The 18,959-nt window shown below is 46.0% G+C and carries 21 protein-coding genes and 1 riboswitch; of the genes, 4 read left to right on the forward strand and 17 right to left on the reverse strand.

Annotated features, from left to right (window positions below):
* Positions 1 to 316: toprim domain-containing protein (locus tag SHEWPOL2_RS07520; RefSeq protein WP_239642748.1), on the reverse strand; the 316-nt coding region annotated here is incomplete at its 3' end.
* A gap of 331 nt (positions 317 to 647) precedes the next feature.
* Here SHEWPOL2_RS07520 and astB point away from each other — a divergent pair.
* Positions 648 to 1,982 (forward strand): N-succinylarginine dihydrolase, encoded by a 1,335-nt coding sequence (gene astB / locus SHEWPOL2_RS07525; protein WP_037419515.1) that lies wholly within the window; start codon positions 648 to 650, stop codon positions 1,980 to 1,982.
* A gap of 83 nt (positions 1,983 to 2,065) precedes the next feature.
* On the opposite strand, the gene SHEWPOL2_RS07530 is transcribed toward astB, so the two are convergent.
* From SHEWPOL2_RS07530 to SHEWPOL2_RS07565, 8 genes are all read right to left on the reverse strand, one after another.
* Positions 2,066 to 2,563, reverse strand: coding sequence for a GNAT family N-acetyltransferase (locus tag SHEWPOL2_RS07530; RefSeq protein WP_037427450.1), 498 nt, complete (start codon positions 2,561 to 2,563; stop codon positions 2,066 to 2,068).
* 34 nt (positions 2,564 to 2,597) lie between these two features.
* Positions 2,598 to 3,146, reverse strand: coding sequence for an NAD(P)H nitroreductase (locus SHEWPOL2_RS07535; protein ID WP_037427451.1), 549 nt, complete (start codon positions 3,144 to 3,146; stop codon positions 2,598 to 2,600).
* Positions 3,147 to 3,275: 129 nt separating this feature from the next.
* On the reverse strand, positions 3,276 to 3,869 hold the full coding sequence (locus SHEWPOL2_RS07540) for a DoxX family protein (RefSeq protein WP_037427453.1): 594 nt from the start codon (positions 3,867 to 3,869) through the stop codon (positions 3,276 to 3,278).
* A gap of 51 nt (positions 3,870 to 3,920) precedes the next feature.
* A complete protein-coding gene (locus SHEWPOL2_RS07545; RefSeq protein ID WP_037427454.1) occupies positions 3,921 to 4,793 on the reverse strand; it encodes a DUF6279 family lipoprotein in 873 nt (290 codons plus the stop codon).
* 178 nt (positions 4,794 to 4,971) lie between these two features.
* Positions 4,972 to 6,111: a phosphotransferase gene (locus SHEWPOL2_RS07550; protein WP_037427456.1), complete on the reverse strand. Its 1,140-nt coding sequence runs from the start codon at positions 6,109 to 6,111 to the stop codon at positions 4,972 to 4,974.
* A gap of 74 nt (positions 6,112 to 6,185) precedes the next feature.
* A complete protein-coding gene (pnuC, locus tag SHEWPOL2_RS07555) occupies positions 6,186 to 6,851 on the reverse strand; it encodes a nicotinamide riboside transporter PnuC (protein WP_037427459.1) in 666 nt (221 codons plus the stop codon).
* 116 nt (positions 6,852 to 6,967) lie between these two features.
* Positions 6,968 to 7,228 (reverse strand): hypothetical protein, encoded by a 261-nt coding sequence (locus tag SHEWPOL2_RS07560; RefSeq protein ID WP_037427460.1) that lies wholly within the window; start codon positions 7,226 to 7,228, stop codon positions 6,968 to 6,970.
* 102 nt (positions 7,229 to 7,330) lie between these two features.
* On the reverse strand, positions 7,331 to 9,532 hold the full coding sequence (locus SHEWPOL2_RS07565; RefSeq protein WP_037427462.1) for a TonB-dependent receptor: 2,202 nt from the start codon (positions 9,530 to 9,532) through the stop codon (positions 7,331 to 7,333).
* Between the two features lie 53 nt (positions 9,533 to 9,585).
* A riboswitch (TPP riboswitch) is annotated at positions 9,586 to 9,695 on the reverse strand.
* Between the two features lie 223 nt (positions 9,696 to 9,918).
* Between SHEWPOL2_RS07565 and SHEWPOL2_RS07570 the strand changes: the two genes are divergently transcribed.
* Positions 9,919 to 10,599: a Crp/Fnr family transcriptional regulator gene (locus SHEWPOL2_RS07570; protein WP_037427464.1), complete on the forward strand. Its 681-nt coding sequence runs from the start codon at positions 9,919 to 9,921 to the stop codon at positions 10,597 to 10,599.
* 76 nt (positions 10,600 to 10,675) lie between these two features.
* Here SHEWPOL2_RS07570 and tsgA read toward each other — a convergent pair whose 3' ends face one another.
* The 6 genes from tsgA to hinT all read right to left on the reverse strand — a co-directional run bounded on the left by tsgA (position 10,676) and on the right by hinT (position 14,715).
* Positions 10,676 to 11,830, reverse strand: coding sequence for an MFS transporter TsgA (gene tsgA, locus SHEWPOL2_RS07575; protein ID WP_037427466.1), 1,155 nt, complete (start codon positions 11,828 to 11,830; stop codon positions 10,676 to 10,678).
* Between the two features lie 50 nt (positions 11,831 to 11,880).
* The gene (gene deoD, locus SHEWPOL2_RS07580; protein ID WP_037427467.1) at positions 11,881 to 12,585 is read right to left on the reverse strand and encodes a purine-nucleoside phosphorylase; all 705 of its coding nucleotides are present in this window, start codon (positions 12,583 to 12,585) and stop codon (positions 11,881 to 11,883) included.
* 289 nt (positions 12,586 to 12,874) lie between these two features.
* A complete protein-coding gene (locus SHEWPOL2_RS07585) occupies positions 12,875 to 13,267 on the reverse strand; it encodes a YcfL family protein (protein ID WP_037427468.1) in 393 nt (130 codons plus the stop codon).
* 116 nt (positions 13,268 to 13,383) lie between these two features.
* Positions 13,384 to 13,848 (reverse strand): PaaI family thioesterase, encoded by a 465-nt coding sequence (locus tag SHEWPOL2_RS07590; RefSeq protein ID WP_037419481.1) that lies wholly within the window; start codon positions 13,846 to 13,848, stop codon positions 13,384 to 13,386.
* Positions 13,835 to 14,362: a PaaI family thioesterase gene (locus tag SHEWPOL2_RS07595; protein ID WP_037427471.1), complete on the reverse strand. Its 528-nt coding sequence runs from the start codon at positions 14,360 to 14,362 to the stop codon at positions 13,835 to 13,837. The genes SHEWPOL2_RS07590 and SHEWPOL2_RS07595 overlap by 14 nt, the downstream gene beginning before the upstream one ends.
* The gene (hinT, locus tag SHEWPOL2_RS07600; RefSeq protein WP_011623075.1) at positions 14,359 to 14,715 is read right to left on the reverse strand and encodes a purine nucleoside phosphoramidase; all 357 of its coding nucleotides are present in this window, start codon (positions 14,713 to 14,715) and stop codon (positions 14,359 to 14,361) included. Before hinT ends, SHEWPOL2_RS07595 begins: the two co-directional genes overlap by 4 nt.
* 145 nt (positions 14,716 to 14,860) lie before the next feature.
* Between hinT and SHEWPOL2_RS07605 the strand changes: the two genes are divergently transcribed.
* Positions 14,861 to 16,627, forward strand: a complete 1,767-nt coding sequence (locus tag SHEWPOL2_RS07605; RefSeq protein WP_037427473.1) for a PDZ domain-containing protein — start codon at positions 14,861 to 14,863, stop codon at positions 16,625 to 16,627.
* A gap of 171 nt (positions 16,628 to 16,798) precedes the next feature.
* Here SHEWPOL2_RS07605 and SHEWPOL2_RS07610 read toward each other — a convergent pair whose 3' ends face one another.
* Entirely contained in the window at positions 16,799 to 17,434 is a 636-nt protein-coding gene (locus SHEWPOL2_RS07610) for a LuxR C-terminal-related transcriptional regulator (protein WP_011717426.1), read from the reverse strand.
* A gap of 296 nt (positions 17,435 to 17,730) precedes the next feature.
* Here SHEWPOL2_RS07610 and SHEWPOL2_RS07615 point away from each other — a divergent pair, with 296 nt between their 5' ends.
* On the forward strand, positions 17,731 to 18,477 hold the full coding sequence (locus tag SHEWPOL2_RS07615; protein WP_037427475.1) for a cytochrome b/b6 domain-containing protein: 747 nt from the start codon (positions 17,731 to 17,733) through the stop codon (positions 18,475 to 18,477).
* A gap of 71 nt (positions 18,478 to 18,548) precedes the next feature.
* Here the strand turns inward: SHEWPOL2_RS07615 and SHEWPOL2_RS07620 are convergent, their stop codons facing one another.
* Entirely contained in the window at positions 18,549 to 18,899 is a 351-nt protein-coding gene (locus SHEWPOL2_RS07620; RefSeq protein WP_037419470.1) for a cytochrome c3 family protein, read from the reverse strand.
* Positions 18,900 to 18,959: the final 60 nt, after the last annotated feature.

Here is an 18,959-nt window from a genome sequence, read left to right on the forward strand (position 1 = left end):
CTTGCAGCTCTTTAACCACTTTCTCTTTACCCGGTAGAATTTGATATTTAGCCGCCCAGCCCTTTTCAGGGTTAACGCCCATACGCGATACCAGCGCTTGATGATCTTTCATCTTTTTGTATCGCGCCTTTTCTTCTGGCGACATCTTCTTTACTTCGGCGGCAGGTTTCACCTTATCTGTGCCGTCAGATATAGAAGATGTAGGCAGATCACGGATATGACCTACGCTCGATTTAACGATGAATTCTTTGCCAAGATATTTATTAATGGTCTTAGCTTTGGCCGGTGATTCGACAATAACTAGCGATTTACCCATAGTTTGATTTGCGCCAAAAAATCTCAAGAAGGTGGAAATTGGCTCCATATATAGAGGGTTGCATTGAGAGTTTCAAGCTAATCCCTCTTTTATATGTACCAGCGAGTCACTTTTTAATCAAAGTTGAAAAAATGTAAAAAAATAATATTGCGTAATTAAAAACTAATATTTCATTATTTGCCAGCAAGCAAGAAATAGTTATGCATTTATCACGAAAAAGTCGCTTTGAGCACAAAACCGTGCGCTTGTGCCCACAAAAACCTTCAGTATACTGGGTCGCTTCAGGGACCATTTGAATAAATAATAACCTTCCCTATCACAAGGATATGCAATGAAGCACTTTGAAGCGAATTTCGACGGACTCGTTGGGCCAACCCACAATTATGCCGGTTTGTCTTTTGGCAATGTGGCCTCACTCAACAACGCCGCTTTAGTCTCTAATCCTAAAGCCGCCGCTAAACAAGGTTTGCAAAAAGCCAAAGCACTCGCTGATTTAGGGATGATCCAAGGCATGTTAGCGCCACAAGAGCGCCCCGACCTTAACACGCTGCGCCGAATTGGTTTTTCTGGCAGCGATGCCCAAGTTTTACAACAAGCCGCTAAAACCGCGCCTGCACTACTTAATGCCTGTTGCAGTGCTTCAAGCATGTGGACGGCTAATGCGGCTACCGTGTCACCCAGTGCCGACACCCGTGACGGTAAACTGCATTTCACGCCCGCTAATCTAGTCGATAAGTTGCATCGCAGCATCGAGCCCATCACAACGGGGCGCATCTTAACAGCAACTTTCAATGATCCCCACTATTTTCATCACCATAATCATTTACCTGAGCATAATAGCTTCGGTGATGAGGGCGCAGCGAACCACACTCGCCTGTGTCAGGAATACGGCCATGCTGGGGTTGAACTCTTTGTTTATGGACAAGAGGCGACAAATCCTCATGCTCCTAAACCACTGAAATATCCGGCAAGACAAACCCTCGAGGCCTCGATGGCGATAGCAAGATTGCATCAACTCGAAGAGGATAACTGCGTTTTTATTCAACAAAATCCCGACGTGATTGATCAAGGCGTATTTCACAATGATGTGATTGCCGTGGGTAACCAAAATGTGCTTTTTTACCACGAGCAAGCATTTTTAAATACACAGGCAAAATTGGATGAAATAAAACGCAAACTCGATACCGAGTTATATTTTATCGAAGTTCCAACCGCCAAAGTGGCGATTAACGATGCGGTGAAAAGTTATCTATTTAATACCCAAATCATCACTCTCCCCTCAGGAGAGATGGCGATCATTGCCCCAACCGACTGCCAAGAAAACCCCGCTGTTTATGCTTATTTAAATGAGCTACTCACCTTAAATACGCCAATCAAACAAGTGCTGTATTTCGATGTGAAACAAAGCATGCAAAATGGCGGCGGCCCAGCCTGCTTACGTTTACGGGTAGCCATGAATGAGCGCGAAGTTGCCGCAGTAAATCAACACACTTTACTTAACGATGCTTTATTTGCACGTTTAAACGCTTGGGTAGATAAGCACTATCGCGACCGCTTATCGACCCAGGATTTAGCCGATCCGCAATTAGTTATCGAATCACGCACCGCGCTAGATGAGCTCACTCAAATTATGAAACTCGGGAGCGTATATCCATTCCAGCGATAGTGTTTCAGTAAAAAGTAACGTTAGTTAATCGTATAATGAGGCCCCCAATGTTGGGGCCTCATTTTTTGAGTGCTTCGAATTTATCAGGAAAATAATTCAACTGGGGGGGCATTAGGCGTTAGCTGCAACTCGGTTTCAAACGACATGCCTAATTTATTCAACAGCGACTTAGAGGCCTGATTATGTGGGCTGACAATCGCGACAATCCGTTCAATCCCTAAGGTTTTACCGAATTCCAGTGATGCCCTAGCGGCTTCAAACGCGTAGCCTTTGCCCCAATATTGAGGCAAAAAAGCATAACCTAAATCCACATCCTTCAGCGTGGGTCTTTTAATTAACCCGCAGATCCCAATCGGAAAACCATTTTCGGCCAGTACCACGGCAAATAACCCAAAACCATGCTCGCGATAGCTGATAGCAGGCCCATTAGCGATATAATCCTTGGCGTCCTGCAAGCTACGCACTCCTTTATCGCCGATATTGTCGATAAATCCTTGGGTGTTGAGTAGCACCAAAATAAATGACGCATCATCGGGCGTTAACTGCCGCAGCAGTAATCTTGGGGTTTGGGCAACTTGCATACTAAGGACTCCCATTCAGAGGGGATAAACTAGGTTATAGGTAACGGGCGTACTGGCTGCCATCCTTTTGCGGTTTTTTCGGTGCGGCTACCGCTGGGGTGCCAACATATAAAAAGCCGACGATTTGATCCTCTGGCGCTAAGCCTAATGCTGCATTCACATTGGCATCGAAGGCAAAATCTCCCGTGCGCCACACTGCGCCTAATCCTAAGGCAAACGCGGCCTGCTGCATTGCCATCGTAGCGCAGCCCGCTGCAATTTGCTGCTCGAGCACTGGCACTTTAGGATGTTGTTGGGTTTTCGCTACAACCGTAATCACCATGGGCGCACGCATCGGCATCCCTTTGGCTTTGTTGATAAAATCTTCATCGGCGCCGCTGGCTTTGGCGGCATTAACATAGATATCCGCTAAGGTGTCTAAACCCTTGCCCGAGGCAATAATAAATTCCCACGGCGCTAACGCGCCATGATCCGGCACTCGAATCGCCGCATCTAAAATGATTTTAAGCTCATGCTCATTGGGTGCTGGCGCGGTTAATCTTGGAGTAGATTGGCGGGTGAGTAAAAGTTCGATAGCGTCCAAGTGATTATCCCTATTCTTATAAATGGGTGCGTATAAATTGGCTCAAGCATAGCAAATTGCGGCTAAAGAGGTACTAAAAATCCCACGTAAAAGTGGGATTGAAAGCGTTTATAGGCAACGTCGCTCGGCTTACTTTACGCCATAACGCTTAGCGATAACGTAATCAAGACTGGTATAACGCCCACCTCCTAGGCTTAAGAGTGCCAGCAACATAATGAAATAGGTCACCGCAAACTCAATTCCATTATTCAATACAACCAAGTTACCTGAACTGGTTAACCAATCGTAATTGCCGTATTGCTGCAACAGGGATTTGGCCTTATCCAGCTTGTCACCCGCCTCGAGCACCCGCTCATTTGCCAGCCATGAACTGCCATCGGCAATTGCCAGCCAACCATTCGGCCAATGCACGGTAAAAGCGGCCACCAGCATAGTGATCATCATCGGGATAGAAATCAGTCGCGTGGCTAATCCGAGTAATAACAAAATCGCCCCAAAAAACTCAGTGCCCGCCGCCAGCGCAGCCATTAATGTCGGCATTGGTAGACCCAGCCCCCAGTCGGGATTCGCAAACCAAGCGACGGTGTCTTCAAAATGTGCGAGTTTGTTATACCCCGCCTGCATCAGTACAGGTGCAAGATAGAGCCTAAGGGCTAAGGGTGCGAGTCCATCAAACAGACGGCTAGCATTGAGTGATTTTTGATAAAATGAAACGAGGGACATGGGCTATATCTTCAACAAAATGACGTTGCTCAATAGACCTTGTCACCAGGATTAATCTTTCATAGTCTTAACAGCCTTTTCGATTCCCTCTTGATTTAATTCGCGAAGATCTTGAATAAGCTTGTTCAGCTTCTTATAAAAATGTTTCGACTGCTTAGGTGTCAAACTAGCATTAATGGCCAGCAATAACGCCCCAAAGGCCTCGGTGTTTTGCCTTAAAATAGCGCGGTGTTTTTCTGATTTAAGCTCGTCTGGCTGTGTCATCAGCAACGTCAAACGCTCGGTCAGCAGCGGAATATCGCTGCGCTGCCCAAGGGCAACCTCAAATTGGCGCAGCCATTCATGGCGGTAGTCGAGCCACATATCTAGGGTGGATAGCCGCTGTTGATTATATTGATGGATAAGCGCTTTTTGCTCATCCGTTACGCTCCCCAGCCAGTCATCGAATTGCTCGATAATATTCTCATCAGCCTCTTGTTGTAACTGCTCTGGAGTTTTACCGGCAAATTCCTTAATCAATTCCTGCTCGTCTTTTCGAGACTGGGTAAGAATTTGCTTTACCTGAGAATCCGTTAATGATGCGATGATCGGCAACATGTCAGGTAGCGCAAACTCAAATAACCTAAACCAATGCCGCTTGGCGAGTGTGACATGCTCAGCCCAAAGCGCAGGGGTTAAGGTATTGGTTTGAATGAGATGTTCAACTTCGGTTAACTGCGCCACATAGTGAGCAAGCTCTTCAGATTGATGCCAACGCACAAACTTTTCGATAAGCCGATCCATACTCTTTTGCTGAGTTTTATCTAAAGTGACATAGTCATCTAATTCCCAACCGATAGCCCAATCCAGAAAATGGTAACTAAACTTAGTCGAACACGCGGATACCCCAAACACCAATACCAACAGCAACAAGGTTTTTTTCATCAATTTGCGTCCTTTCTCTCTTTGTCATCCTACGACACCCAAGTTAACAAAAAGTTGCATCAATAACATAGCAGTAAACATCACGCAGTGTTTGACCTTAACTGTTTTGCTTAAGTGGTTTTACAGAGGATTATGGGTGCAAGCATCTTTGACTAAGTGTGGAAGCGTAAAGATGTGTTTAAGCGTCTTGGCTTACCAGCGGCCAAAAGCTATCAAACCAAGCAAGATACGCCTGCTGACGCTCTACATCGGTTTGCGCCGCCATCAGTAGCGCCCAGTAAAGCGCAAACACCCAATACATTTCAATTGCAGCTGGAATCGCCGTGATCGCGGTGGATGTGAGGCCTGGATGTTTTGCAAGATATTGCTGTACTAAAATATGCCGCTGCGCTGGTGTTAATCTGTGGGTTGCCAGCACAGCGGCCAGCTCACATAAAGGATGAGAGGCAGTGGCGTATTCAAAGTCGATACAATACAGCCGGTTATCCTTTAGCAGCAGATTATGCGGATTTAAGTCTCGATGGCAAAATTGCGCCGCCACCAAACAATCGGCTAACGCGTTTGTCCAACGATGAATTTGCGGTTGTAAGCCCAACAATGAGTCCAACCGCGTCTGCCAAGCGCTACCTTTATCGGTTTCAGCAAAGGCTAATAACTGCTGATGATATTGCTGCCACTGCTCTGTCACGCTGATGTGATAAGGCCCAGCGGATTGCAAGCGTAGCTGTTGCAATAATTGCTGCAATAGAGAATGTGCATAATTTGGGCACTGGAATTCAAGTAATGTCAGCGGTGTGAACTCTGCGGCGAAAGACTGAGGCGTGGGAGTCTCGTATAATGCGCACTCAAGATTTTCAGCATGCGCTTGCAGCCACCTTTGCACCCACAGTTCTCCATGGATGAATTCGGCCGCACTACACTGATATTCCAAGTCGTTCCAGTTAACCGCGTGATAAAAATCAGCCCCGTCGCCGAGCATATCCGGCGTCCGAGAAACGTTAACTCGACAGGCAATCTCCTGTGATTCGATAAATGCACTTACATAGTAACGATGATCGCAACTGGCCCATATCAGCTCAGGCGCAAGCTTTGCCTTAGCCAGATTACGCCAATAAAACAACTCCTGCTCTCGAGAACAAAACCGGTCGGCGGCATCGGCATTAAGACGTAACACGTATTGTGCCGCAGGTGTTTGAATATGATAGTTATGATTACTTAATCCACCCGCCAACTCATGGATATGCGTGATATGGCTTAGCCCTGCCTGGCGTAATATCGGAACCAGCCTTGCAAACACCTCAGCAGATAACGGCTGCATTAACGGCTTACCACTGATGTTGCAGTTAAGATCTTAGGTGTTGGCAGTTGGTCCATATCAGTATTTGTCATCACTTAACCAAGTAACTTAGCGGCACGTTCGCCATTAAGATTGAGACGACTCTCGGCCAGTGCGGTGCGCCATAGGAAATAGCCCACAACAGCTAACCCCACATAAAGCACAAATAATAATGAGGTCAGCATAAGGCCTTTACTCAAGTAGAGGTAAATCGACACCAGATCGATAACGACCCAATACAGCCAGTTCTCCAACACTTTTTTGGCGACTAAATAGGTGGTCATCACCGCAAAACAGGTGGTCGCAGCATCGAGATAAGGAAAAGAAGCTTGAGTAAAGGTCGCCATACCATGACCAATACCAAGGGAAACTAGCGCCGTAGCTGCAATCAACTTTAAATGGGTTTTCAGCGGCCAAGTGGTCACCTTAACGCCTTGATGTTTATCACCACCTTGAGTCCAAAGCCAATAGCCATAAAGTGCCATGCCCATATAATAGATATTCAGCATCGACTCCATCAGCAATGCTACTTTCCAAAACAACACAGTGTAAATGGCAGTGCTGGTAAATGCCGCGGCCCAGCACCATACGCTTGCCTTCATTGCCAGTAGCAAATACGCCATGGCTAATACCACAGCAAGTGCTTCCCACGCGGTCATCACATGGACTTCCCCAAGGGCGGCATTAACACTATTGACTAGCGTTAACCATAAATCTGTCATTGCCTTACTCTCACGATAAATCGCATTCTAAAAACCTGTAGGCTTGAGCCGTAATTGTGTGAGTCAGCCTTAGCTTAACCACTGATATCGCGCAGTGGCTTAGCTCATTAAAGGCGCTACTCGCTGTGGGCTAAATTTAGCTCGCCACCAATAAACTTACACACAAACACGGCTTTGCCCCACTTCTCATGGGCGGCTTGCATTTCGGTGGCCAGCATCGCCATCACGTCCGAATAGTCGCCGCACACTTGGGTCGCCATCGCATTGGTAACACGTTGAATCGTGGGATAACTGTCTAAACGATGAATAAACCATTTAATTGGATCGAGGTAGTTTTCATTAAAAGGATACATGCTAATTTCGGCGGTCAGTTTCATCTTCAATCCTTATTTCAAATACTTATTATAAAAATAGCCGCACCGTGAAACGGTATAGCATAGCACTTCAAGTATCTCTCCACAGCGCGGCTAGCTTGGGTACTACATAAACTTAACGTTCAGTGTTACCCCAATTTGGCGTGGATCGCCGTAACGGATATATTGTTTTTCCGCCCAGCCATTATCGGGCTCATTACCAAAATAGAAGCCACGAACGCCATATTCTTCATCAAATAGGTTGCGGCCCCATAAATACGCTGACCACGCACTTGCCTCATAACCTAAACGCGCATTCACAACAGTATATGGCTCGGAGCGCGAATCGTTACTGTCTGAGTAGTAAAACTCGCTCTTACCACTCATATTCAAGTTGGCAAACCAACCCGAATTCGCACGATAAGTGCCGCCTAGGCTATAGGTTAAGTGCGGTGAATGGGCCAGATCGCGCCCCGTTAAATCCACATCAGTACCGTATTTATCTTGATATTGGTAATTACCGTAAGCAGTCTGTAACCAACCAAGGCTTGAGTAAAACTGGAGATTATCCGTGGCATACCAAGTTGCATCCAGCTCGGCACCGTAGTTGTTTGAGCTACCCGCATTTTCAGTGTAGAGAATAAACCGTTGTGGCTTATTAGGATCTTGCTGGGAAGCCGCCACTTGCTGATCCTGTCTATCCATATAGAACAGCGCCAGATTAGTATCGATAAGCCCTTCAAACCAATGGGATTTTAAACCGATTTCGTAGTTGTATAAGGTTTCCGTATCAAACTCTTTTTTATCATTGAGTTCGACTGGCAAGGTCATATTAAAACCACCAGCCTTGTAACCTCGCGCCACACGGGCGTAGACATTGTGGGACTCATTGAGCACTTTACTCAGCGCAATATGGCCGCCCCACATGGTTTCACTCGGGTCAAAATTATCATTGTTAGTGTCGGAGTAATGACTATTACGACGCTCAACACGCAGCCCCATAGACAAGGCATAGTCAGCACCTAAATCCGTATCCAGCTGACCAAATACGGCGTAATTGGTTGCTTCATATTCGGAATCTAACACCTCATCTGGCCAAGTATTATATTCAGAATACAGTTGGTTATCTTCTTTAAGGTTCATGGCATAAACCCCAAGCAACCAATCCGTTGAATCTGCAAAAATACGGCCTTGGTCGGTCGAGCTCAAACGAAACTCTTGGGATAAGGTTTTACGCTGACCGGTTTTGTCCCAAAAGTAATCATACTGACAAGGCGATACATTACCGCCCTCTTCACATTGTTTAGATGCCCAATACTCAGAATTGGCCCAATCACCATCGTAACTATAATGATGATCGGTATTGGCAAATGAGGTCAGCGAGGTCAACTCAAACTGCTCTGCCCCCGAATATGTCGCTTTAAAACCTGCGCCGGTGGTGCGCTGGCTATCGACACCCGGTTGATCAGATAGGGTGTTTGTCGGATCGTTGGTCAAACTCCACACATCATAACCGTTATCAAAATCGGCATGCAGCAGAGTTAAATCCAGTTGCAGATCATCGGTGGCATACCAACGCAATTTCGCGCGGCCAGTAAATTCATCGCGGCCATTGGTATCTTCTTTATTTAAATACAGATTATCGCGATAACCGTTTTGCTGATGTTGCTGCAGTGCCACACGGTACAGCAATTTGCCTGAGTCGCTTAAGGGACCAGAGCTAAAACCGCTAAAGGTTTGTAGATCATCATTACCTAAAGAAACCTCTGCGCCATGTTCAAACACATCGGTTGGGTCATTACTCTTAAGGTAAATTAAGCCCGCTAACGCATTGGCGCCATAACGGGTTCCCTGCGGGCCGCGTAACACTTCAACCTGCTGCAGATCGTACATGCTCGACACCATGCCGATACCGGATAAATCAATATCATCAACAATATAACCAACGGATGAGTTAGGCGCGCCTTGATATTGCTCCTGCTCACCCACGCCACGGATCTGAAAATACTTGGGGCGTGAACTACCACCTGACCAGTTAAAGTTAGCGATGGAGTTCATCACATCTTCAAAGTGCTGGGCGCTTTCATCTTGAATTTGCTGGGCATCGATAACGGTAATGCTTGAAGGCATTTTTTCTAGACTGGCACTGCGAAAATCCGCCGTAACCACCATGATTTCCATATCATTATTGGGATCAGGTTTGTCGATAGCATCAGTTTGTGCCCATGCCGACGCACTTAACGCCGCAGAGACGGCCAGCGCTAATGGTGTACGAGTTAACGATATCGTGAAGATTGAAGATTGGTTGTTAGACTTTTTGTTAGACATAGGACCTCAAATACATGTTTGAGATCCGGCAACGAATAAGCGATTCAGAAGTGTGCTGTTGATTGGCCCATTCCTACGCCGGTATTAGCCGGATCAGGTTCTAAGGGTTCGTCTGATGACATCTCAGTCTGCCGAATGTTGGCAAACACCCCTTGGCGGCGCTTAGTATACATGACGAAAATAATAAAGTAGACACACTTGTGCCGGCGATATCCTGAAATATCACTAAAACCGTGTCTTTCTACACAATGTTAAAAATCTTATGCCAAACGCCCGCAATCCCAATGCCTAAAATCGCCAGTCAACTCCTTTGGCCCATTTGACCGTTTATCACGATAATGTTATAGAAGGCCGCCATTTTACATAGGATAAGAGGATCACACTCAATGCAGCTAAAACCGTTAGCCAAAGGACGTTATAGCCAGCGATGGGAGCAAGACTATCCCCTTATTGAAGCGGTGATACTCAGCTGTATCAGCGAAGTTAAAATGCTTAAAAAAGGCGCCCATCTAATGACACAAGGTGAAGCCATGACCTCACTGGTGTTGGTAAAACAAGGGCGCGTGTCGCTTGGCCATACCGCCAGAAATGGTCGATGTTTTCAATTGGGGACTATCGATTGTGATTCGCAACTCTTTGGTGAAATGGAGTTTTTTACTCAGTATCACTGCCAGTTGGATATTATTGCTAATGAAGCCTTAGAAATCATGGTCATAAGCGCCGAAAAACTACAACATTCCCTCGGCCAGCACCCACAGCTAGCGTTATTTTTTGCCAGCGCCATTGCTATTGACTACCAAGACACCGTCGATATTTTTACCCGGCGCCTGCTGTATCCCATCAGCTATAACGTGGCATATGATATTTACCACGAATATTTAAATGATTTACCCGTTGATGGCTTTAGTAAGCGTTATTTAGAAGCGGAGCGATTTGGTACAACCGATCGCGTTTACCGACGGGCACTACAGTTGCTTGAAGAACGTGGCCTGATTGAACGCAATAAAGAAGGCATAAGGATTAAAGATCTCAATGCCCTTAAACAATTCGTTGAAGCGGCGATATAACCAAATAAAAAAAGCCCACTCTCGAGGTTATTTATTCGCAAGAGTGGGCCAAATCAATTAACGTCGCAAATGGACTTTAGGCCGCAGCAGGTTTCATTCGGCCTGAAACAATCAGCATGATAAATATCGCAACATAAAGTAGCGGAATAACATACATCACCGTTTGCAATCCAATAATACGTTCAAAGAATGAGCTAATGGCGGGACTAAACATCGCCCCCGTGCTGCCGCTGATCAGAATATAAGACACATTTTTACTGCTCGCCTTTTTAACAAAAGACACACCATAAGCAATAAATGCGTTGTAAAGAGCTGCGCACACAAAGCCATAACCATAGGTTAAATAACCGATCCAATTAAGCTTATCAGTTGTCACAATCATAAAGGTGATGACCATAGCAAGACCGATAATTGCGACTAGAAAATGGTGGATTTTTACCCGAGTCACAATCAGCGTCGAAATTAACGCACCAATCAGTGCAGCTGACCAATATTGAGTAATAATATTGCCCGCGTCTTCAAATGGAATATCAAATTTTTGCTTAACAAATAAAGGGGCCCAGGTTAAAAACGTATACAGCGCCAACATGCCTAAAAATAACCCAATGCCACCGCTAATAATGCCGAAATTCCATTCAGATTGTTGCTTATCTTCCGTATTCGATGATTGCTCACATAGCGAAAAATTAGTGAACAAAGTAATAATCACGGTTCCTAACGCGACTAAACCTACGGCTAAGTAACTGTAACTCCAAGACAATGAACTTGTGAGTGCGTAAGTTGTGATTAAAGGAAAAATAACTCCCGCAATATTAAATGTGGCATCTTGCACGACGAGCATGGTGCTTTGTAATTTCTCTTGCCACACTGATACCACTATCGTTCCCGCAATACATAGCCCCACACCGCCGCAAAAACCAATCAAGGTCATGGCTATCATCACCACTTGTAGCGAAGCGGTAAGATGTAACGCGACAGCACACAATGCCACTAGGCTGTAACTAATTAAGGTAATTCGCTTGATACCCAATTTTTCAATAAAGAAAAAAGCGGCAATAGTCCCCGCCAGTGCGCCGCCATTAAGCAAGGAGAATATTGAAGCAACGTCATTCACGTTTGCTGCAAATTTATCCGCTATGGGTTCAATCAGCATCCCAAATTGAGTGGCAAAGCCCGCCATTATAAAATTAGCGAGAAAACTAATTGCGGTTAAGGTGATTTTATTATTCATTTTGTCATTCCATCAGTGAAATGCTAAGGGTACAAAGGATAGCGTTAACCCTAATTAAGCGCGGTTTCTAAGGCGAGCTCGATCATATTATTAAAGGATAATTGACGCTCTTGCGCCGTGGTTTCTTCACCAGTTAAACAGTGGTCCGACACGGTCAGAATGGCTAAGGATTCAATTCCCTGTTGATGTGCCAAGCCATAAAGTCCTGCCACTTCCATATCAATACCTAACACCCCGAAACGCTCAAGCGCCGGGATCATATCTTCGTCGGGATCATAGTAAAGATCGCCACTAAATACGTTGCCAACTTTCACGCTAATACCTTTTTCATTGGCTTTGGTATAGGCTTTGTGCAGTAAGGAAAAAGTGGCTGAGGTCGCCATTTGGTAGCCACTGCTGCGTTTAGCATTCGTTGGGGAATCTGTGCCAGCGGCTTGAGCTAAAATCACATCGCGCATTTCGACATGCTGTTGGGTCGCCCCTAAACTGCCGATACGAATAATACGTTTAACGCCGAAAAAATTAATCAACTCATGGCCATAGAGCACCATAGATGAAATACCCATACCATGGCCCATCACCGAAATGCGTTGTCCTTGATAATAGCCTGTGTAACCCAGCATATTGCGAACGTTAGTCACTTCTACGGCATCGGTAAGATAGGTTTCAGCGATATATTTCGCCCGCAGTGGATCGCCTGGCATAATAACAGTTTCAGCAAAATCAGTGGGTTGTGCATTAATATGAGCCGTCATAGGTCTATCCTCATGTGGTAATATGCAGATAGTAGTGCTCAAACACGAAATATTTTTAGGACTAAAGTCCGGATTTTCTCTTGCTTAACCCCTTTTTTGTTAAAAGTGGATGATTTATCGCAACGTTTACACTTAGCATTATAAAACTCAGTAACAAAATGCAACGTAACACATTGTATTTTATGCAAATAAAAAAGACTCACTCCCGAATAGAGTAAGTCTTATTAAAATATCTTTTATCTCAAAAATGCAGAAAACTCGGTACAAACTCAACAAATCCAACAGCCATCTAGTTTGAATGGGTCTCGCGCACATAAACGTCAAATTTTACCACTTGGGCATTTGGTGCCACAGCCGATACTTGCAGCTGTTGTTTGCCGTGTAATTTCACCGATTTCCAACTGGTAGCTTCATCTTCGATAGTAAAGCCGCTGGCATCATACCAAGTGAACTTGTATTGCACTCGCATATCGCTTGAGGACTTGCTGACGATCAAGGCCGAACCTTGGATAAGATCACCGACTCGGCGCGCCTCTACCCCATCGACACTGATATCACGGGCGAAACTCTTGCTATCGACGCGTGTTTCTCCCAGTGAGTTCACCGAAATACCCGCCGTATTAGAGCAGGCGCCGAGTGTCAGTGCTGCTGCCAAGATTAATCCACTGTAAATTGCTTTCATTTTGTTTTCCCTCACTCACAAAAACCAAGGTGCCGAACAACGGATGGGCAATGACACTAATCGACTCGAGCTGAACTTAGGCTTAACGCGATTTCCAGTCCAACTCAAGACAATTATTAATCAATTAAAAAGTGCGCCCTTGCGGTAGCGATCAACTGCTTACGATTGGTTTGCCAACAATTAATATTCACATTGGCGACTCGCCGCCCCTGACGGGTGATACGACATTCGGCAAAACTGTCTTTATGCAGGCCCGCACGTAGGTAATCAATTGAGAAATCGACTACTTTTGGCACTTTTGCCGTTTGCATAAACACCATTAATTGCACTATGGCTGACATTTCCATAAAACCAGCAATTACCCCACCATGAATCGCGGGCAGGATGGGATTACCGATATTGTCATCCTTAGCGGGGAGTTTGAAAATCAGCTCATCGCCAAAGCGCTCGACCTTCATGCCAATAAACTTAGCATAAGGGACATGTTCGAGCAGATGACCAAAGTCGTTCAACTCGGTAGCGCGTTTTACAATTCCCTGCACATCGAGGGTTTTCGGCTCGGCCGGCTTATTTGAGTTCATCTGTCTCTCCTAAAGACGGTACGGCTTCTCCCATCAAGGCTTGTCTAAAGGCATCGCCGACCATTTCTGGGCTGATACGCATAAAGGAGCCCACCGCATGGGCGATAGGATCATCAATGCTGTCCTGATAGGCGATAGCGCGGGTAAAGGCGATATTGGATGACAATTTATAGCACTCGGCAAAGCCATAAACCGGTTTATGGGGCTGCGCGGGCTTCATATAATCGACCCGTAAGTCGAGGGTGGGCGAAATCTCTAAGGATTGATATTTTTGAAAAATCGCACTCACCACCGCGCTGCCACAGGCGGTGTCCATCAGGGTGGTGATCACCCCGCCGTGGATAACGCCAGTATCGGGATAACCAATTAACTCAGTGCTATAGGGCAACTCAATCAGTACATGGTGCTCACTGGCTTCGAGCACGGTTAACCCTAAGCGACGGCACTGGGCGAGCTGATCGACAAACCGCTGCGCCATTTGAGTCAGCGGGAAAAACTCAGGATTTACCTTCATTGACCTTGGCTCAACATGGGTCCCAGTGGCTCTCCGCCGACGAGATGAATGTGGATATGGTACACTTCCTGTCCGCCATGTTTATTGCAGTTCATGATCAAACGATAACCGTCTTTGGCAATCCCCGCCTCTGCAGCCAGTTTAGCCGCCACAGTCATCATCCGGCCGAGTGCCGGTTCATCCGAGGCTTTCATATCATTTGCGGTTGGGATCAAATGATTCGGCACAATCAGAATATGGGTTGGCGCCTTTGGCGAGATGTCTCTAAAGGCGGTCACCAGCTCGTCTTGATACAGAATGTCGGCGGGAATTTCGCGGCGGATAATTTTGCTGAAAATGGTTTCTTCGGCCATGGGGAGTCCTCCTTGGGTTAATTGGGATAGTATACTAGCAATTCAACACTTTGTGTCTCCAGATATTTTGCGTTTCATTTGCCTGTTGTGCGTATTTTTGGCAGCATGACGCCCATTAAAACGCAGCGGTTTTACAGGATAAATTATGATCCACTATCACATCATTCCCATCGATCCCAAGGCGCACTTGTTCGCCGTTACCATGACGGTACAAAAGCCCCACCCTAAGCAAGTTTTTAGCCTGCCCGCTTGGCTTCCCGGCAGTTATATGGTGCGGGATTTTGCCAAGAATATTATCGATCTTAAAGCCACTGGCGATAATGGTGAGGCGCTCCACCTCACTCAACTGGATAAACAAACCTGGTCGGTCGAACATCAGTCCACGCAACTGATCTTAACCTATCAAGTTTATGCTTGGGACCTGTCGGTACGCACTGCGCATCTGGATATGACCCACGGTTTCTTTAACGGCAGCAGTGTATTTTTAGCCGCCCACGGCTTTGAGGCAGGCTTACACACAGTGACTATGGCGGCGCCGACCGAGCCGAGCCTAAATGAATGGCGCCTTGCCACCAGCATGACACGCAACAGCGGTGATGAATTTGCCTTTGGTGAGTTTTGCGCGCAAAGCTATGACGAACTTATCGATCATCCAGTTGAGATGGGGCTATTCACCCACGCCAGTTTTGAAGCCTGCGGCGTAAGACACGATATCGTGTTAAACGGTCGCCACCGCGCCCATATGCCTAGACTCTGCCAAGATTTAAAGGCGATTTGCGAGTATCAAATCAAGCTGTTTGGCACGCCAGCGCCCTTTGAGCGTTATCTGTTTATGACGACAGTACTCGACAATGGCTTTGGTGGTTTGGAACATAGGGCATCGACAGCACTCATGTGCTCACGCAAAGATTTACCGCTGTCGATGGATGCGCCGATAAATAACGACTACCGCACTTATTTATCGCTCTGCAGCCATGAATATTTCCACAGCTGGAACGTTAAGCGCATCAAGCCGGAATGCTTCTTGCCCTATCAACTCGAGGCGGAAACCTATACGCCGCAGCTGTGGGCCTATGAGGGCATCACCTCCTATTATGATGATTTCCTTACTTATCGCGCAGGCTTAGTGGATGAACAAAGCTACTTAGATATGCTGAGCGAAACCTTTACAAGGGTGTATCGCAGTCAAGGCCGCTTTAAACAAAGCATTAAGGACTCGAGCTTTAACGCTTGGACTAAGTTCTACAAACAGGATGAAAACGCCCAAAACGCCATTATCAGTTATTACACTAAGGGCGCCCTGTTTGCCTTGTATCTCGATTTAACCCTAAGAAGCGAAACTAAGAGTAAACACAATCTCGATGATCTAATGACCATTCTGTGGCAAGAATATGCCCTGCAAAATCGTGGTACCACTGATGAATGCCATCAAAGGATTGTTGAACGCTTACTGGGGCGCGATTGCCAACATCTCTTCGCCTTTTTAGACAATACCGACGATATCCCACTGGCACCGCTACTTGCCGAGTTTGGGGTTGAGTTGACCTTACGCGCGAGCAATGGTGCGCAGGATGTCGGCGGTGGTACGGCCAAAGGGTATGAGATTGCCTTTGGCGCTAAAACGCAAGCTGCGCCAATGGGCCTTAAAGTGACGACTGTCGCCCAAGGTAGCCCTGCGCACCTTGCAGGCTTAAGTGCCGGAGATATCTTAATTGCGGCGGATAATCTACAGGTAACAGCCCAATTTGAAGCTCAGCTTCAGCAATACCCAATCGGACAACGCTTAAGCCTGCATTGGTTTAGACGCGATGAATTGATGACGGGAGAACTGATTATTGCAGAGGCGCCTAAGGATACGGTTGCCTTAAGTATCACAGATAAAGACAAACTGCAGGCTTGGTTAGGTCGTTGATCTTTAATCTATTAGCCTTTAATGCACTAATTTTTAATGCATTAGTTTTTAATGCAATAGTCCTTAACCCATAAAGCACAAAAGGGGCAATCGTATCGACGATTGCCCCTTTTTATTTGATTCTTAAGTTGTTCAATTGAATATTGGCTTCGCGGCCCCATCAACAACGCGTTACACCACCACATCGTGTAAGTAGGTTTGCGCCCATGCAATGGCTTGCCCACGGCTTGACACACCAATCTTACGGAACACACGGTACAAGTGAGTCTTAATGGTGCTCTCACTCACAAATAATTGATTCGCGATATCGAGGTTAGTGCTACCAGACAGCAGGGCTTGTAACACTTCGCGCTCACGGATGGTTAATGGCTCAGTGTCTTCGAACAATCCAAAGTCATCATTTACCCCATTCACCAATTGGATGGGGATCACTCTGTGTCCACGCAGGATGTTAGACAAGCCAAGGCTGATTTCAGTCAGTCCTGCATCCAGATAAAACACCCCTGCCGTAGTCGAGGCTTGCATTAAAAAACGGGCATCAACCTGTTTAGGGAATTGAATGTAGACGACTCGCACACTCGGGTGTTCACGGGCAAGCAAGCGTTGAAATTGATAGGCTTTTTGAAGATCGACGGTGGAAAGGTCAATCACCACCATAGAGGCTTGGTTATCTTTGATTTGATCGCACATTTCATCTGGACTGACTTGCGACAGCTTCACCAGAAACTCCTGCGGCCAGCGGCCTGCAAGCAATTCCATCAGAACTTGCGATCTTGACACTACAATCCAATGTAATATTTTGAACATCCTGCTCACTCCCTGTCTGGTTAACGATTATTTATTTTGAGAGGAGAAACATCTCTCAATACCACTTCAACATCCGTTCAATAGACTTCCAAGTCTATCGTGCACACGATATTAGCATTAGATAAAACAGATTCAAAAGACTTACGTAAAAAATATTTACCGTACGCAAATCAAAAACTTCTACAACTTTAGGACAAATCATTGTCAAGCAGAAGGCTTAATTTAAACTGAAAATAATGCGCTATTTTTAACAGAAAGGCGTAAGATCAAATCAATACAAAACATAAGGAAATACCATGTCCAGCCAGCAACCAAGCCCTATTGAAATACAATCCTACCCCGTCTGGGACAGACCTACGCGTCTGTTCCACTGGATTAATGTCATCCTCGTACTCTCCCTGCTTATCGTGGGCGGTATAATGATGTTTCGCAGCGACTTAGGTATAACCGAACTCTCCGGTAAAATCGGGCTTAAGACCCTGCACGTCATCATTGGCTATGGCTTTGCGATTAATTTACTGATCCGCTTAGTGTGGGGTTTTATGGGCAATAAATACGCCCGCTTTAGCCATATGTTCCCCAATGCCAATAGCAAGGCCGAGTTACAAACCTATAAAGCAGAACTTGCCGCGGGTAAAAATCCCCAGTATCTAGGCCACAATCCTAAGGGGAAATTCGCCGTACTCGCTATCATGCTCTTATTAGTCACAATTATGATTACTGGGCTGATCCGCGCCGGTACCGATATTTACTATCCACCCCTGGGAAGTGCAGTCCAACAGTACCTTGCGGCCACCAATGTTGATCCGAGTAGCCTACAACCCTACGATGCTACGGGCGTCGATACCGATAAAGCTAACGTGATAAAACCCATAAAAGGTCTTGTAGGAGAGGTACATGTGTATGCAGTGTATTTATTGATACTGTTGATCATGCTGCATGTTTTTGCCGTAATCTACACCGAAGTCAAACGCCAACCTGGCATTATCTCAGCCATGTTTTCAGGCAAAAAGCTTATTCAAGGACAACCGAAGGACGAATGAGGTCAACTCAATGAGCATAAAAAACGCCAGCATTTGCTGGCGTTTTTATCAAGCTCAATCTGAAGTCAAACTTACTTCTTCAGAATAGATGCCGGAGTACGGCCATCGTCGTGGCAGCTTTCACAGGTAGGTTTTTGACCTACGTTCATATCGTGTGGCGCATGGCAGTCAGCACAGACTAAATTGCCATCGTGTGGCTTATGTACTGCGTCCATTTCAGAAAGCTTACCATGGCAGCTTTGGCATTGTTCAAACTCATAGGCACCATCAGCAGATGGCGTACCATCTTTATGACAGCTTTCACAACCACCAGATTCAGCGTGGAAGTCAGATAATTTTTGATCCGCGGCAAATGCGGTTGGCGACAGCGCTAGCGCTGCAAGACTTGCCCCGAAAAGCACACTTAATAGTTTTTTGCTCACAATTGTATCCTCCAATGGTGATTGACAGTGGAAATTCTTGTCAGGGGTGACTTCCATCTT

This window comes from Shewanella sp. POL2 (assembly GCF_000282755.1).
Classification (GTDB): Bacteria; Pseudomonadota; Gammaproteobacteria; order Enterobacterales; family Shewanellaceae; genus Shewanella; species Shewanella xiamenensis.

Bases quoted from the DNA above. Each gene is read 5' to 3' on its own strand.
- SHEWPOL2_RS07570 (WP_037427464.1), top strand. From the start codon at position 9,919: ATGCAGCTAAAACCGTTAGCCAAAGGACGTTATAGCCAGCGATGGGAG.
- SHEWPOL2_RS07530 (WP_037427450.1), bottom strand. From the start codon at position 2,563: ATGCAAGTTGCCCAAACCCCAAGATTACTGCTGCGGCAGTTAACGCCC.
- SHEWPOL2_RS07610 (WP_011717426.1), bottom strand. From the start codon at position 17,434: ATGTTCAAAATATTACATTGGATTGTAGTGTCAAGATCGCAAGTTCTG.
- SHEWPOL2_RS07605 (WP_037427473.1), top strand. From the start codon at position 14,861: ATGATCCACTATCACATCATTCCCATCGATCCCAAGGCGCACTTGTTC.
- astB (WP_037419515.1), top strand. From the start codon at position 648: ATGAAGCACTTTGAAGCGAATTTCGACGGACTCGTTGGGCCAACCCAC.
- hinT (WP_011623075.1), bottom strand. From the start codon at position 14,715: ATGGCCGAAGAAACCATTTTCAGCAAAATTATCCGCCGCGAAATTCCC.
- pnuC (WP_037427459.1), bottom strand. From the start codon at position 6,851: ATGACAGATTTATGGTTAACGCTAGTCAATAGTGTTAATGCCGCCCTT.
- SHEWPOL2_RS07540 (WP_037427453.1), bottom strand. From the start codon at position 3,869: ATGTCCCTCGTTTCATTTTATCAAAAATCACTCAATGCTAGCCGTCTG.
- SHEWPOL2_RS07550 (WP_037427456.1), bottom strand. From the start codon at position 6,111: ATGCAGCCGTTATCTGCTGAGGTGTTTGCAAGGCTGGTTCCGATATTA.
- SHEWPOL2_RS07560 (WP_037427460.1), bottom strand. From the start codon at position 7,228: ATGAAACTGACCGCCGAAATTAGCATGTATCCTTTTAATGAAAACTAC.
- SHEWPOL2_RS07590 (WP_037419481.1), bottom strand. From the start codon at position 13,848: ATGAACTCAAATAAGCCGGCCGAGCCGAAAACCCTCGATGTGCAGGGA.
- SHEWPOL2_RS07585 (WP_037427468.1), bottom strand. From the start codon at position 13,267: ATGAAAGCAATTTACAGTGGATTAATCTTGGCAGCAGCACTGACACTC.
- SHEWPOL2_RS07595 (WP_037427471.1), bottom strand. From the start codon at position 14,362: ATGAAGGTAAATCCTGAGTTTTTCCCGCTGACTCAAATGGCGCAGCGG.
- SHEWPOL2_RS07615 (WP_037427475.1), top strand. From the start codon at position 17,731: ATGTCCAGCCAGCAACCAAGCCCTATTGAAATACAATCCTACCCCGTC.
- SHEWPOL2_RS07565 (WP_037427462.1), bottom strand. From the start codon at position 9,532: ATGTCTAACAAAAAGTCTAACAACCAATCTTCAATCTTCACGATATCG.
- deoD (WP_037427467.1), bottom strand. From the start codon at position 12,585: ATGACGGCTCATATTAATGCACAACCCACTGATTTTGCTGAAACTGTT.
- SHEWPOL2_RS07545 (WP_037427454.1), bottom strand. From the start codon at position 4,793: ATGAAAAAAACCTTGTTGCTGTTGGTATTGGTGTTTGGGGTATCCGCG.
- tsgA (WP_037427466.1), bottom strand. From the start codon at position 11,830: ATGAATAATAAAATCACCTTAACCGCAATTAGTTTTCTCGCTAATTTT.